The sequence below is a fragment of the Streptomyces ardesiacus genome (genome assembly GCF_003112575.1).
GTDB lineage: Bacteria > Actinomycetota > Actinomycetes > Streptomycetales > Streptomycetaceae > Streptomyces > Streptomyces ardesiacus.
The window spans coordinates 1,186,279-1,200,095 of the sequence record NZ_BEWC01000001.1; the positions used below are offsets into that span (position 1 = coordinate 1,186,279).

At 73.6% G+C, this 13,817-nt stretch carries 13 protein-coding genes; 10 read left to right on the forward strand and 3 right to left on the reverse strand.

Translation table 11 applies throughout. From position 1 onward, the window contains the following. Positions 1–35 precede the first annotated feature (35 nt). The 3 genes from Sdi02f_RS05150 (at position 36) to Sdi02f_RS05160 (ending at position 2,597) form a co-directional block, all read left to right on the forward strand. A complete protein-coding gene (locus Sdi02f_RS05150; protein ID WP_053664325.1) occupies positions 36–770 on the forward strand; it encodes a class I SAM-dependent methyltransferase in 735 nt (244 codons plus the stop codon). Positions 771–882: 112 nt separating this feature from the next. Further along, on the forward strand, positions 883–1,674 hold the full coding sequence (locus tag Sdi02f_RS05155) for a hypothetical protein (protein ID WP_234319809.1): 792 nt from the start codon (positions 883–885) through the stop codon (positions 1,672–1,674). Positions 1,675–1,874: 200 nt separating this feature from the next. Continuing rightward, positions 1,875–2,597, forward strand: coding sequence for an FAD binding domain-containing protein (locus tag Sdi02f_RS05160; RefSeq protein WP_108932753.1), 723 nt, complete (start codon positions 1,875–1,877; stop codon positions 2,595–2,597). A 29-nt stretch (positions 2,598–2,626) separates the two neighbouring features. Here the strand turns inward: Sdi02f_RS05160 and Sdi02f_RS05165 are convergent, their stop codons facing one another. Next, a complete protein-coding gene (locus tag Sdi02f_RS05165; RefSeq protein WP_030401361.1) occupies positions 2,627–3,466 on the reverse strand; it encodes a lysozyme in 840 nt (279 codons plus the stop codon). A gap of 319 nt (positions 3,467–3,785) precedes the next feature. Here Sdi02f_RS05165 and Sdi02f_RS05170 point away from each other — a divergent pair, with 319 nt between their 5' ends. From Sdi02f_RS05170 to Sdi02f_RS05190, 5 genes are all read left to right on the forward strand, one after another. After that, entirely contained in the window at positions 3,786–5,513 is a 1,728-nt protein-coding gene (locus Sdi02f_RS05170) for a sensor histidine kinase (protein WP_108932754.1), read from the forward strand. 157 nt (positions 5,514–5,670) lie between these two features. After that, entirely contained in the window at positions 5,671–6,090 is a 420-nt protein-coding gene (locus Sdi02f_RS05175) for a roadblock/LC7 domain-containing protein (protein ID WP_030401359.1), read from the forward strand. After that, a complete protein-coding gene (locus Sdi02f_RS05180; protein ID WP_030401358.1) occupies positions 6,087–6,443 on the forward strand; it encodes a DUF742 domain-containing protein in 357 nt (118 codons plus the stop codon). Before Sdi02f_RS05175 ends, Sdi02f_RS05180 begins: the two co-directional genes overlap by 4 nt. Further along, positions 6,424–7,071: a GTP-binding protein gene (locus Sdi02f_RS05185; protein ID WP_030401357.1), complete on the forward strand. Its 648-nt coding sequence runs from the start codon at positions 6,424–6,426 to the stop codon at positions 7,069–7,071. The genes Sdi02f_RS05180 and Sdi02f_RS05185 overlap by 20 nt, the downstream gene beginning before the upstream one ends. Further along, a complete protein-coding gene (locus Sdi02f_RS05190; protein WP_030401356.1) occupies positions 7,068–8,330 on the forward strand; it encodes a cytochrome P450 in 1,263 nt (420 codons plus the stop codon). Before Sdi02f_RS05185 ends, Sdi02f_RS05190 begins: the two co-directional genes overlap by 4 nt. Positions 8,331–8,343: 13 nt before the next feature. Here Sdi02f_RS05190 and Sdi02f_RS05195 read toward each other — a convergent pair whose 3' ends face one another. After that, the gene (locus tag Sdi02f_RS05195) at positions 8,344–9,567 is read right to left on the reverse strand and encodes a cytochrome P450 (protein ID WP_108932755.1); all 1,224 of its coding nucleotides are present in this window, start codon (positions 9,565–9,567) and stop codon (positions 8,344–8,346) included. Positions 9,568–9,655: 88 nt separating this feature from the next. Beyond that, positions 9,656–10,465 (reverse strand): FadR/GntR family transcriptional regulator, encoded by an 810-nt coding sequence (locus Sdi02f_RS05200; protein WP_030401354.1) that lies wholly within the window; start codon positions 10,463–10,465, stop codon positions 9,656–9,658. A 237-nt stretch (positions 10,466–10,702) separates the two neighbouring features. On the opposite strand from Sdi02f_RS05200, the gene Sdi02f_RS05205 reads away from it, so the two are divergent. Together Sdi02f_RS05205 and Sdi02f_RS05210 are read left to right on the forward strand one after the other, a co-directional pair. Continuing rightward, complete coding sequence (locus Sdi02f_RS05205; protein ID WP_030401353.1) at positions 10,703–12,067, forward strand: MFS transporter; 1,365 nt, start codon at positions 10,703–10,705, stop codon at positions 12,065–12,067. Beyond that, positions 12,064–13,806, forward strand: coding sequence for a dihydroxyacetone kinase family protein (locus Sdi02f_RS05210; RefSeq protein WP_108932756.1), 1,743 nt, complete (start codon positions 12,064–12,066; stop codon positions 13,804–13,806). The genes Sdi02f_RS05205 and Sdi02f_RS05210 overlap by 4 nt, the downstream gene beginning before the upstream one ends. Positions 13,807–13,817 lie beyond the last annotated feature (11 nt).

The following is a 13,817-nucleotide window of genomic DNA, read 5'->3' on the forward strand; positions in this document are numbered from 1 at the left end:
TGTTCCCCGGCGGGCCCGGCGCTATCGTCGGCCGTATGGCTGACGAGTGCTTCCGGCATCCGCGGCTCGCCGCGCTCTACGACGTGTTCGACACCGACCGCGGCGACCTCGGCCCCTACCTGGACATGGCCGGCGAGTTCGGCGCCCGCAGCGCGCTGGACATCGGCTGCGGGACCGGGGTGTTCGCCCTGCTGCTGGCGGGCCGGGGCCTGGAGACCGTCGGTGTGGACCCGGCCGGAGCCTGCCTCGACGTGGCCCGGGGGAAGGCGGGGGCCGGCCGGGTGCGCTGGATCCTGGGCGACGCCACCTCGCTCCCCGCCCTGCGCGTCGACCTCGCGACCATGACGGCGAACGTCGCCCAGGAGATCACCGGCCGGTCCGCCTGGCGGGGAACGCTGCGCGGCGCGTACGAGGCCCTGCGGCCCGGCGGGCACCTGGTGTTCGAGACCCGGGACCCGGCCCGGCGGGCCTGGGAGGAGTGGACCCGCGCCCACACGCACAAGGTGGCGGAGTACCCCGGCACCGGCACCGTCGAGAGCTGGTGCCACCTCCTGGACGTGAGCGGACCGCTCGTCACCTTCCGGTGGACCTACGTCTTCGGCGCGGACGGCGAGGTGCTGACCTCCGACTCCACGCTGCGCTTCCGCGAGCGGGACGAGGTGGCGGCCGACCTGGCCGACCAGGGGTACGTGGTGCGGGAGGTGCGGGAGGCCCCCGACCGCCCGGGCAGGGAGTTCGTGTTCGTCGCGCGGCGCCCGCAGACGGCCTGACGCCGACCGCGTCTCCGGCGGGGCGGCGTCCGGAACCCGGCAGCCAACGCGGCCCCCTCACTGCCCGGCCGTACCCCTGACGCGGCACGCGACGGGACGCCATCCTCGCCGCATGGCCCGTTTCGAGCACACCGTCACCCTCGCCCCCGTGCCGCGCCGCTGGCTGGAGTCGTGCGTCGCCATGCTGCACGACCTCGCGCAGGACACGGAGGCCGAGGCAGGGCGGTTGCTGCTGCCCGACGGCCGCCCGCTGCCCGGCCTGGTGCTGGAGGAGGGGCGGCATCTGCGGCCGGGCGCGCGGTACCGGTCCGTGCCCGCCGAGGACGGGGAACCGGAGGCGGACCAGTGCGTGACCGTGCTCGCCTGGGACCGCCGCCGGAAGACCGCGCTGGAGATCGTCACCGTCGAGGACGACCGGGGCCACCCCGTCCGGATCGACTGCGCCCTCGGGCTCACGAGCGCCGAACGGCCGCGCGAGGCGTCGCTGTCGGCGACGCTGAGCACGAGCGGCCGCAAGCGGGCGAAGTACCTGGGCGGCACCGGACGCGTCGACCTCGACCTCGCGGGCTGGTGGCAGGCGAGCGGAACCGGCCGTCGCCCGTCCCGCGCGCCCCTGCGCGGGACCCTGACCCACGCGCTCGCCCGCGTCACCGTCACCGTCGTACCGCGCCCCGCCCCGGACGGACACTGGCGGGTGACCGTGAAGGCACGAGTGAGGGGCCGCTCCTTCGCCCGCCCGCTCCTGCCCCTCGCCGCGGCGGTGCTGGGGCGGCACGCCCGGCGGGAGGCCGCCGCGGCCCTGGACCGTGCCGCGGCGGCGTGGAACACCCACGTCCCCGCACTGGTCCGCAAGGACGCCGGCCGGCTGCGTGCCGAAGTGGCCGACGCGCTGCTCGACCCGTAGGACGCGGCCCGCGAGACAGGGCCCGGAGACGTGACCCGCGGCGCGGCACCGCGGAGGACGGCGCGTGGAAGGCGCACGGGAGAAACAAGTGAGCCCTGTACGCGCCCCCTGCGCGGTACGGACAATCCCAGTGACCGTGATCACCCGGCGGTGGACGCGGTGCGTCCGGCCGCCGACTCCCGGGAAGCAGGTCGATCGCCATGCTGCTGCGTCAGCCCACATCCGTGTCCGAAGCACAGGAGTGCATGGCGCAGGGGGCGGTGCCCATCGGCGGGGCCACGCTCGTGTGGGCCACCTGGCAGCGCGACGGCTTCCCCGAACTGGCCATGTCCCTGCGCTCGCTGCCGGAGGCGACCGTCGTCGCCCCCGAGGCGCTGGGCGCGGCCGTGGTGCTGCAGCGGGTGGACGACCGGGTGCCGGAGGTGCTGCGCCGGGCGGCGGCCTCCGTGGGCACCGGAGCGGTACGCCGGACGGCCACCGTCGGCGGCAACCTGGTCGGCAGCAGCCTGCGCTGCCTGCTGCCCGCGGCCCTCGTGCTGGACGCCCGCGCCACGGTGCTGGGCCCCGACCGTCCCTACGAGACCGACCTGGCCGAGGTGATGGCGAAGCGTCACCTGCTGCTGGGGCTGCGCTGGCGCACCCCGCTGGCCAGCGGCTACCGCAAGCTCCCCGCCGAAGCCGGCGGCCCGCCGCCCCTGGTGGTCGCCACCGCCGTGCACGCCGACGGCCCGGGCCGGAACCTGCTGCGCGTCGCCGTGCGCGACGGCTACGACGTGCTCAGCGGGACGGCCCCGTGCGACACGGGTGCCGACGGGGCACTGGACACCCTGGCGGGAACGGACGTCGGCGCCCTGCCCGCCGCGGCCCGGGACGTGGTCCGCGAGCAGGTCGCCGGTCTCATGGACACCCTCGCCGGCCGCTGAGCCCGCGGCCGGCGCCCCTCCGGTGCGCGTCAGCCGTTGGCCAGGGCCTTGACGCGGTCCAGCGAACCGTTGAACTTGTCGTGGTCCCCGACGGTCGGCCCGGACGAGGTGTACTGCCACATGGTGTGGAAGCCCCAGCCGGCCGGGAGCGCCCCGACGGTCGAGGCGTAGCGGGCGACCCACAGCGGGTTGCTCGCGCCGAAACCGCTGTAGTTCCCGGTGCACTGCGTCCACCAGTTGGTGGACGTGTAGATGACGGCATGGCGGCCGGTGCGCGCCTTGTACCGGTCCAGGAAGGCCCGGATCCAGCTCACCATCTGACTGTGCGTCCGGCCGTAGCAGGTGGCCCCGTACGGGTTGTACTCGATGTCCAGGACGCCCGGCAGCGTCTTGCCGTCCTTGGACCAGGCCCCGCCGTGGTCGACGAAGTAGTCGGCCTGGGCGGCGCCGCCGGCGGTGTCCGGGGTCGCGAAGTGGTACGCGCCGCGGACCATGCCGGCGTCGTACGAACCGCCGTACTGCTGGGCGAAGTACGGGTTCCGGTAGGAGGTCCCCTCGGTGGCCTTCACATAGGCCCACTTCACGCCGCTCTTCCACAGGGTCGGCCACGCGACGTTGCCCTGGTGGCTGGAGACGTCCACCCCCTCGGTCTGGGCGACGCGGGTGCCGACGGGACGGCCCTGGACCCCTTCGTGGGCCAGGACGCCCGTGCCCATGTGGGCGGTGCCGCGGGCGGGGGTCCGCGTGTCGTCGGCCGAGGCCGTGGCCGGGACCGCGGAGAGGGTCAGGAGGAGTGACTGGGCGGCGAGGATGACGCCCGAGGCGATCAGGCGTGAGTGGCGTTGCGCCACGGCTATGGGTCTGCGCATGGCACCCATCCGAACCGGAGTCGGGCCGCACCGCATCCCACACTCGTCCAGACGGAGCTGTCGGGCTGTCAGCCCGGAACCGTCCACCCCGACAGGAACGCCAGTACCACATCGCTGCGTTCGATGGGCGAGATGTCGGGAGAGTTCGCTCCTCGGTGGGGTCTGCGGTCGGTCCGGCCTGCGTGGCCGACGCGCTGACTAGCATGAACCGCACGCCCGCCGGAGTGATCACCATTCACCCGGTGGTACGGCTCCGGCCCGCGGCCGCTCCAGGTCGACCGGCCTTCTCCCCGCTCTCAAGGACCCGAGGGACCGCGGAATGTCAGTGTCTGCACCCCCCACCCCGCCCCGGACGCAGAAACCCGGCCGCTCCACCCCGGCCGTCCCGCTGCTCGTGCTGCCGGCCGCCGCCGCGGCCGCCGGCGCCGCCTGGGCGGCCGCCCCCGAGACCGCCCGGAGCTGGACCGCGACCCTCGCCGTCACGTCCTGGCTGTGCGTCGCCGTGTCCGTGTGCCTCGGCTCCTACCTGGTCGGCCGGGCCCGCCGGACGGCGGCGGTCCGGCGGGCCGAGATCAGCGCCCTCAAGGCCCAGCTCGCCCAGGAGAACGCCGGGCTCGTGCACCTGGTCAACGTCGCCCTGCCCGGCATCGCGCAGCAAGTCCGCGACGGCACCGGCGCGGACGAGGCCGTCGCCAACACCGCTCCCTCCTCCGGCCCCCACCTGCGACAGGTCGCCCAGAGCTTCGCCGTTCTGGTGGAGGACGCCGTACGGCACGCCGCGGACGCCGAGTCCCGGCGGCAGCAGGCCGTGCGGGAGGCCCGCGCGGGCACCGCCGAGCTGGAACACCTCACGGACAGCACCCTGCCCGCGGCGGTGGAGAAGCTGCGGGACGGCACCTCGGCGGAGATCGTCCTGTCCGAACTGGACTGGCCCCGGGGGAGCGCGGCGCGCGCCTGCGCCGAGCTGTTCGTGCGGGAACTGGCCCACAGCGAACGGCGCACCGCCGCCGCGCAGGCCGCCTCCGCCAAGTCCCTCAGCCGCGTCCAGGCCAAGGCCGTCAGCATGCTCGCCGACCTGAGGGAGATGCAGGACCGGCACGGCGAGGAGGTCCTCGGCGACCTGCTGCGCCTGGACCACAGCACCTCGCAGCTCGGCCTCATCACCGACCGGCTGGCCCTCCTGATGGGCGGGCGCTCCAGCCGGGCCTGGAACAGGCCCATCGTGATGGAGAGCATCCTGCGCGGCGCCGTCGGCCGGATCGCCGCCTACCAGCGGGTCCGCATGCACTGCTCCACCAACGCCGCGATCTCCGGCTACGCGGCCGAGGGCGTCATGCACCTGCTGGCCGAACTCATGGACAACGCCGCCAACTTCTCGCCGCCCATCGACGAGGTCCACGTCTACGTGGAGGAACGTACCGCCGGAATCGTCGTCACCATCGAGGACAGCGGGCTGAAGATGGCCGACGCGGCCATGCGCCACGCCGAACAGGCCGTGTCGGGGCGGATGAACGACCTGGCCTCGCTGCAGGGCACCCGCCTCGGCCTCGCCGTGGTGGGACGACTGGCAGCCAAGTACGGCGTCGGGGTCAGCTACCGGCCCTCCTCGCGCGGCGGCACGGGCGTCGTCGTCCTGGTGCCGCCCCAGCTGCTCGCCCAGCAACGGGAGCCGGCGCCCGCCCTGGCCGGCCGCACCTTCGGAGGTGCCGGCACCTCCGCCGTCCCCGGTCCCGCCCCCGCCGCGGAGGTCCCGGCCTTCGCGCGGCGCGTCCCGGACGTCCGGCCGGCGGAGCCGGCCCGGCTGCCCGCACAGACGGCGCGGCCCGGCCCCGCGGCGGCCACGTCGGGCGGCCTGCCCGTGCGCTCCCCGGGGCGCACCATGGCCGAGGCCGACGCGGAGCGCGAACGGCGGGACGACCACCGGCGGCCCGCCGAACCGGCGGCGTCCGCCCCCCGCGACGCCGGGGCCAGCTTCGGCGCCTTCCACCGCGGACGGCGGTCCGCAGCGGCGGGCGGGGCACCGGAGTCCGAACCGCCCGCCCCCTAGGTGCCGGACCGACGCCCTACCGGCACACCGCCCGGCACGGTACGGCGCAGCCCGGTACCCCCACCCCGCCTCTCGCCCCCCTCGCTCGTGCCGCTCCTGAGATTGGAGGAACGGGCCGGTGACCGCAGCACCAGGAACCACCGTCCCCGCACCCACCATGCAGACCACCGACAACAGCCTCACCTGGCTCCTGCAGAACCTCCTGGACCGCACCCCCGGTACCCGCCACGCCCTCGTCCTGTCCCGCGACGGTCTCAAGCTCTGCTGGACCGAGCACCTCACCCTCGACCGCGCCGACCAGCTCGCCGCGATCTGTTCGGGCATCCAGGCCCTCGCCCAGGGCGCCTCCGTCGAATTCGGCAACGGCACCGGCGGCGTCCGGCACTCCATGACCGAGTTCCACGGCGGCCTGCTGTTCATCGTGGAGGCGGGCCAGGGCGCCCACCTGGCCGTCGTCGCGGTGGAGGACGCCGACCCCGGCGTGGTCGGCCACCAGATGACCGAGATGGTCGAGCAGATCGGCGACCACCTGAGGGCCGAGCCCCGCCACGCCGTCCCCGGGAGCAGCTCGTCGTGACCCGCAGGCCCGTGGACACCGGCGCACCCGACCGGCTCTACACGGTCACGGGCGGGCGCAGCCGGGCCGACGACTCCTTCGACCTCGTCACCCTGGTGGTCGCCGAGTGCGGGCCGACGGCCGGCATGCAGTCGGAACACGTCCGCATCCTCGACCTGTGCCGGCACCCCACGGCCGTGGTGGAACTCGCCGCCGAGCTGGCCCTGCCGATCACGGTGGTCCGCATCCTGCTCGGCGACCTGCTCGCCACCGGGACCATCACCGCCCGCCATCCGCGCCTGGGGCAGACCGCCGCGTCGCACCCCGATACCGCCCTTCTCCAGGAGGTGCTCCATGGGCTCCGCAACCTCTGACCCGCCGGCCGCCGCGCCCCCGGACGCCACCGCGCCCTCCGGCCGCAAGCCCCTGACCGACGCCGCGGAGACCGGGCTGAAGATCGTCGTCGTGGGAGGCTTCGGAGTCGGCAAGACCACCCTCGTCCGCTCGGTGAGCGAGATCCGGCCGCTCAACACCGAAGAGGTCATGACCCAGGCCGGGGTCGGCGTCGACGAGACGGGCTCGGTCACCGCGAAGACCACCACCACGGTGGCCTTCGACTTCGGCCGCATCAGCCTCAACGACCGCATGGTGCTGTACCTGTTCGGCGCCCCCGGCCAGGAGCGCTTCTGGTTCCTGTGGGACCGGCTGTTCTCCGGCACCCTCGGCGCGGTCGTCCTGGTGGACACCCGCCGGATGGACGACTCCTGGTACGCGATAGACCGGCTGGAGCATCACCGCACCCCGTTCGTGGTGGCCGTGAACCGCTTCGACGACGACACCGCCCGGCACTCCCTGGACGAGATCCGGCAGGCCCTCGCGCTGCCCGACCACGTGCCGCTGATCGACTGCGACGCGCGGGTGCGGACGTCGGGCAAGACCGTGCTGGTCACCCTCGTGGACCACCTCTACCAACTGGCCCTGGCCCAGGAGAGCGCATCGTGACCGACCTCGACCCCTCGCCCCACCCCGTCCCCGCACCGGGCTGCCCCGCGCACCCCGACGCCGTGCCGCTGGCCGGACTGGAGTACCAGCAGACGCCGTCGGAGCTGTACCGCGGACTGCGCGGCGCGCACGGCCCCGTCGCCCCCGTGCTCCTCGACGGCGGCATCCCCGCCTGGCTGGTCCTCGGCTACCCCGAGGTCAGCTACGTGACCAGCCACGACGAGCTGTTCGCCCGGGACTCGCGCCGCTGGAACCAGTGGGGCAGCATCCCGCCCGACTGGCCCCTGCTGCCCTACGTGGGCCACCAGCCGTCCGTCCTGTTCGCCGAGGGCGAGGAACACCGGCGGCGGGCCGGGGTCATCACCCAGGCACTGGCCGGCATCGACCAGTTCGAGCTGGCCCGGGACTGCCGGCACCTCGCCGGCCGGCTCATCGCCTCCTTCGCGGGCAGCGGCCGGGCCGAGCTGATGAGCGGCTACGCGCACCCGCTGCCGATGATCGCCGCCGTGCGGATGTGCGGGATGCCGCACGGCGGCGGCGAGACCCAGCAGCTCGTCGAGGACCTGCGCGTCTCCCTCGACGCGGCCGAGGGAGACGACCCGGTCGCCGCGTACACCCGCGTGGGCGAGCGCATCCACCGGCTGGTGCGCCACAAGCGGGAACGCCCCGGCCCCGACGTCACCTCCCGGATGCTGACCCACCCGGCCGGACTGACCGACGAGGAGATCGTCCAGGACCTGATCTCCGTCATCGCCGCCGCCCAGCAGCCCACCGCCAACTGGATCGGCAACACCCTGCGGCTGCTGCTCACCGACGAACGCTTCGCGCTCAACGTCTCCGGCGGCCGCCTCAGCGTGGGGGAGGCCCTCAACGAGGTGCTGTGGCTGGACACCCCCACGCAGAACTTCATCGGCCGCTGGGCCGTCAACGACACCCAGCTGGGCGGCCGCCAGATCCGGGCCGGAGACTGCCTCGTCCTCGGCCTCGCCGCAGCCAACACCGACCCGCAGCTCTGGCCCGAGGCACACGTCGGCGCCGAGAACTCCGCGCACCTGTCCTTCAGCAACGGCGAACACCGGTGCCCCTACCCGGCGCCCCTGCTCGCCGACGTCATCGCCCGCACCGCGGTCGAAACGCTGCTCGAACGCCTTCCCGACCTCGTACTCGCCGTAGAACCGGGGGAGTTGACCTGGCGCCCGTCCATCTGGATGCGCGGCCTGACGACGCTGCCCGCCGTCTTCACCCCCGTCGTCGCCTGAGGCGTACGGCCCGTCAGGCCGCGGGGGTGAACCGCACCGGCAGCGACTGCGGTCCCCGGGTGAACACACCCTGCTCCACCACCTCGAACCCGTCCTCCGTCCGCAGGTCGGGCAGGGCGTCCAGGAGCTGTCCGACCCCGGTCTCCACCTCCGCCTTCGCCAGCAGCGCCCCGACGCAGAAGTGCCGGCCGAGCGCGAAGGCGAGATGGTCGGCGGCGGCCGAGAAGGCCGTCGTGGTGGTCAGGTCGTCGCGCATGATGTCGAAGCGGTCCGGGTCGCGGTAGCGGCTCTCGTCCCGGTTGGCCGCGCCTATCAGGCAGGTGACGGTGGCACCGGCGGGTATCGTGCCGCCGCTGAGCGTGACCTCCGTCGCCGTCTGACGCATGATCATGTGGACCGGCGGGGTGTAGCGGAGCGTCTCGGCGAAGGCGCGCGGGATCAGCCCGCGGTCCTCGCGCACGGCCGCCAACTGCTCCGGATGGGCCAGCAGGTTGGCGAAGATCCCGGCGATCGCCTTGTCGGTGGTCTCGCCCCCCGCCGCGAGCAGCAGACTGCAGAACGCCTTGATGTCCTCGTCGCTCATCCGCACCCCGTCCACCTCGGCGGCGCACAGCGTGGACAACAGGTCGTCGCCCGGCTTCTCACGGCGCTCCCGGATGATCGGGATCATGTACTCGGCGAACTCCACCCGGGTGCGCGCACCGGCGGCGGCCACCTCCTGGTCCCCCGACAGGTTGCCCAGGAACGCGATGACCGACGTGTACCAGCCGTGGAACCGGTCGTGGTCGGCCTTGTCCAGGCCCAGCATGTCCGCGATGACGTTGACGGGGAACCGGGTGGCGTAGTCGGCGACCAGGTCGGCGCGGCCCGTGCGGCGGAACGCGTGGATCAGCTCACGGGAGTTGCGCTCGATCACCGGCAGGAACCGCTCCTGGAGGTCGGCCCCGCGGAAGGCCGGGGCGACCAGCGCGCGCCGGACCGCGTGCTCCCGGCCGCTGAGCTGGAGGATCGTCCGGCCGTGCACGGGTTCGAGCTGCCAGTCGTAGTTCTCCGTCGTGAACTGCCCCTCCCGGTCCTTGAAGACGCGTTCCACGTCCTCGTAGCGCGAGACGATCCAGCTCTGGGTGGCCTCGTGCCGGATGAGGGGCGCGCTGTCCCGCATCGTCCGGTAGACCGGGTAAGGGTTCGCGGCGAACTCGGGGGAGAGGATGTCGGGGACCTGCTGCGCGGTGGACATGAGGCTCCTCGCTCGACAACGGCCTTGTTCCCCCAGGCTATTGACGGCGCGACATCTCCGACAGACCGCCCGACGGGCTGACGCCTCGTCAGGCCTCGCCGTCCACCGAGCCGTCCGCTGAGCCGTCCGCCGAGCCGTCTGCGGAGCCGTCCACCGAGGCGCGCAGCCGTGCGCTGGCCATCCGCATGTGCTCGGCCATCGCCCGGTCCGCCGCCTCCGGGTCGCGGTCGCGGATCGCCTGGAGCACCGCGTCGTGCTCGCACAGCGTGCCGCTGACCGTGCCCTCGATGTCGCTGACGCGCTCCATCCAGACCTGGAGCAGCGCGCGGATGCTGTGCAGGATGTCGCTGAGCACGGTGTTGCGGGCGATGCGGGCCGTCTCCAGGTGGAAGGCGATGTCGGCGTCGATGAACGCCGTGACGTCCCCGCCGGCGTCGCGCATGTGCCGCAGGTGCTCCTCCAGCCGCGCCACGTCCTCGTCGCTCGCGCGCTCGGCCGCCAGCCGGGCCGAGACGCCCTCCATGTACGTGCGGACCTCGACCAGGTCCTGGGTGCGGCGCTGGCCCAGCATCAGCCCCCAGTTGATCGCCCGGGGCAGGAACTCCGAGGTGCCCTCGCGCACGTAGGAGCCGGAACCGGGACGGATCTCGATGATCCCGAGGACGTCCAGGGCCGAGAGCGCGCCGCGCACGCTGGACCGGGCGACGCCGAGGGCCTCGGCGAGCTGCCGCTCGGCGGGCAGCCGGGTACCGGGCCGGATGTCGCCGGCCGAGAGGTGGTCGAGGAGGCGCTTGGCGACCTCGCTGACGGACGACTCGCGCACCACGGGGCGCAGCAGCTGCGCGAGGTCGGGCGCGGCGGCGGAGCTGTGCTGATCAGGCTGACTGGTCACGGTCACCAGTCAACCAGATGCCGCGCGTGCACGGCTGACCAGGCAGTTCATCGCGTTTTCGGGTGTGGTTTGTCAAGAGTTGGGTCATGGGAAGATCTATGACCCTCGCCACACTGGTAAATTGGTGACCAATTTGGTTCCGGAGGCTTAGCGTGAATCCGAACCGGTCGGCCGCCCTCGTGGCGGACCACCCGGAGTGACCCAACCCGGACGGAGTTGTCCGGGCGAGCCGAGGAGTCGCCCATGGGTGCCCAAGCGCCATCCACGGCAGTCGAGAGAACTGCCATCAAGAAGGTCTCAGTCCGTCTCGTGCCGTTCGTGGCGCTGATGTTCTTCGTGAACTACCTGGACCGCACGGCCGTCTCGTTCGCCGAACCGAACGGCATGGGACAGGACCTCGCCCTGACCGCCGCCCAGTTCGGCTTCGCGTCCGGGATCTTCTTCCTCGGCTACATCGTGCTCGAGGTCCCCAGCAACATGGCCCTGCACCGCTTCGGAGCCCGCCGCTGGCTGGCCCGGATCATGGTGACCTGGGGCATCGTCTCCCTGCTCTTCACGTGGGTCAGCAGCAGCGGCCAGCTCTACACGCTCCGTTTCCTGCTCGGCGTCGCCGAGGCGGGTTTCTTCCCCGGCGCGATCCTCTTCCTCAGCCAGTGGGTGCCCTCGCGTCACCGCACCAAGATCCTCGGCCTGTTCTACCTGGCCCAGCCGCTGACCACGGTCTTCGGCGCCCCGCTCGCGGGCTGGCTGATCGGCCGGCACGGGCTGTTCGGTCTCGAGGGCTGGCGCGTGATGTTCCTGTTCGTGTCGCTGCCCGCGATCATCCTGGGCGTCGTCGCCTGGTTCTACCTGATCGACAAGCCCGCCGACGCCAAGTGGCTCACCCCCGCCGAGCGCGACTGGCTGACCACCGAACTCGCCGCCGAGAACGCCCAGAAGACCGGCCACGAGAGCAAGCACGCCAAGGGCGACCTCAAGAAGGCCTTCACCAGCGGACGCGTGTGGATCCTCGCCGCCGTCTACTTCGGCTTCGTCTACGGCCTGTACGCCCTCGCCTTCTTCCTGCCGACGATCATCAACGGCTTCCAGGACCAGTACGACACCACGTTCAGCGTCATGGACAAGGCCTGGATCACCGCCATCCCGTACCTGCCCGCCGCCGTCGTCCTCTTCTTCTGGTCCCGGCACGCCACCCGCCACGGCACCCGCACCTGGCACGTGGCCGGCCCGGCCGTCGTCGGCGGAGTGTCCATCCCGCTCGCCCTCTACATGGGCTCCCCGACCGCCACGGTCGCCGTCATCACCGTGACCGCCTGCGCCATCTTCGCCGCCCTGCCGGTCTTCTGGTCGGTGCCCTCCCGCTTCCTGACCGGAGCCGCCGCCGCGGCCGGCATCGCCCTGATCAACACCGCGGGCAACATCGCCGGGTTCGCGTCCAGCTACATCACCGGCTGGCTCAAGGACTGGACCGGCGCCTACTACGTACCGCTCTACCTCGTCGGCTTCTTCATGCTGCTCTCCGCGGCCCTGATGATCCTGCTCGCCGTGCGCCACAGCACCGACGAACCGGCCGCCGCCGAGCACCAGGCCAAGGAGGCCATAGGATGACCCGCCTGTTCAACGACCCCGCCGCCTTCGCCGACGAGGCGCTGGAGGGCTTCGCCGCCGCGCACCGGCGCTGGGTGCGGCCGGTCACCGGCGGAGTCGTCCGGGCCGCGGCCACCCCGGCCGGCCAGGTCGCCGTGGTCATCGGCGGCGGCTCCGGCCACTACCCCGCCTTCTCCGGCCTGGTCGGCCGGGGGCTCGCCCACGGCGCGGCCGTCGGCAACGTCTTCGCCTCGCCCTCCGCCCGGCAGATCCACTCGGTGGCCGAGGCCGCGCACGGCGGCGCCGGAGTGCTGCTGATGTACGGCAACTACGCCGGTGACGTCCTGCACTTCGGACAGGCCGCCGAGCGGCTGGCCGCCGACGGCATCGACACCCGGACCTTCGCCGTCGCCGACGACATCTCCAGCGCGGGCCCCGACGATTCCGCGAAGCGGCGTGGCATAGCCGGCGACCTGCCCGTCTTCAAGGCGGCCGCCGTCGCGGCCGAGCAGGGACTGCCCCTGGACGAGGTGCTGGGCGTCGCCGAACGGGCCGGCGCCCGCACCCGCTCCTTCGGCATCGCCTTCTCCGGCTGCACCCTGCCCGGCGCCGACCACCCCCTGTTCACCGTCCCCGAGGCCCGCATGGCCGTGGGCCTCGGCATCCACGGCGAGCCCGGCATCGGCGAGGAGGCGCTGCCCACCGCCGACGAGGCCGCCCGGCTGCTGGTCGAGACCCTCCTCGGGGAACTCCCCGAGGACGTCGCGGGTCCCGGGGGACAGCGCGCCGCCGTGATCCTCAACGGCCTCGGCTCGGTCAAGTACGAGGAACTGTTCGTCGTCTACCGCAAGGTCGCGGCGCTCCTCGGCGAGGCCGGCGTGGAGATCGTCGACCCCGAGGTCGGCGAACTGGTCACCAGCTTCGACATGGCCGGCGTCTCGCTGACCCTGACCTGGCTGGACGACCGCCTGGAGGAGCTGTGGCGGGCCCCCGCCGACACCCCCGCCTACCGCAAGGGCGCCCTCGGCACCCCGGAGCCGGAGCAGGCGCCCGTGACCACGCGGGCCCAGGACACCGCCGTACCCGACACGGCCGCCCTACCCCCCGCCTCCGACGCCTCCCGCGAGGCCGCCGGCACCGTCCTCGCCGCGCTGGACGCGGTGGCCCGTGTCGTCGACACCCACGCCGACGAACTCGGCCGCATCGACGCGGTGGCCGGCGACGGGGACCACGGCATCGGCATGCGGCGCGGCTCCACCGCCGCCCAGCGGGCCGCCACCGACGCCCACGGGCTCGGCGCGGGCGCCGGTACGGTCCTCGCCCGGGCCGCCGACGCCTGGGCCGACAAGGCGGGCGGCACCTCCGGCGCCCTGTGGGGCACGATCCTGCGCTCGCTCGGCACGGCGCTCGGCGACCAGGAGGCCCCGGACGCCCCACGGGTCGCCGACGGGGTCACGGAGGCCTCCGCCGCCGTGCGCCGGCTGGGCGGGGCCGAGGTCGGCGACAAGACCATGGTCGACGTCCTCGTGCCCTTCGCCGACACGCTGGCCGCCGCCACGGCCGAGGGCCTGCCGCTGTCCGACGCCTGGGACCGCGCCGCCACCGCCGCCACCGAGGCCGCCGCCGGCACCGCCGGCCTGCTGCCCCGCCGGGGCCGGGCCCGCCCGCACGCCGAGAAGTCCCTCGGCACCCCCGACGCGGGCGCCCACTCGCTCGCCCTGATCACCCGCGCCGTCCACGGCGTACTGCTCAACCACTGAGGAAAGCCGCC

Bases quoted from the DNA above. Each gene is read 5' to 3' on its own strand.
- Sdi02f_RS05150 (WP_053664325.1), top strand. From the start codon at position 36: ATGGCTGACGAGTGCTTCCGGCATCCGCGGCTCGCCGCGCTCTACGAC.
- Sdi02f_RS05195 (WP_108932755.1), bottom strand. From the start codon at position 9,567: ATGTCCACCGCGCAGCAGGTCCCCGACATCCTCTCCCCCGAGTTCGCC.
- Sdi02f_RS05210 (WP_108932756.1), top strand. From the start codon at position 12,064: ATGACCCGCCTGTTCAACGACCCCGCCGCCTTCGCCGACGAGGCGCTG.
- Sdi02f_RS05175 (WP_030401359.1), top strand. From the start codon at position 5,671: ATGCAGACCACCGACAACAGCCTCACCTGGCTCCTGCAGAACCTCCTG.
- Sdi02f_RS05160 (WP_108932753.1), top strand. From the start codon at position 1,875: ATGCTGCTGCGTCAGCCCACATCCGTGTCCGAAGCACAGGAGTGCATG.
- Sdi02f_RS05185 (WP_030401357.1), top strand. From the start codon at position 6,424: ATGGGCTCCGCAACCTCTGACCCGCCGGCCGCCGCGCCCCCGGACGCC.
- Sdi02f_RS05155 (WP_234319809.1), top strand. From the start codon at position 883: ATGGCCCGTTTCGAGCACACCGTCACCCTCGCCCCCGTGCCGCGCCGC.
- Sdi02f_RS05170 (WP_108932754.1), top strand. From the start codon at position 3,786: ATGTCAGTGTCTGCACCCCCCACCCCGCCCCGGACGCAGAAACCCGGC.
- Sdi02f_RS05205 (WP_030401353.1), top strand. From the start codon at position 10,703: ATGGGTGCCCAAGCGCCATCCACGGCAGTCGAGAGAACTGCCATCAAG.
- Sdi02f_RS05165 (WP_030401361.1), bottom strand. From the start codon at position 3,466: ATGCGCAGACCCATAGCCGTGGCGCAACGCCACTCACGCCTGATCGCC.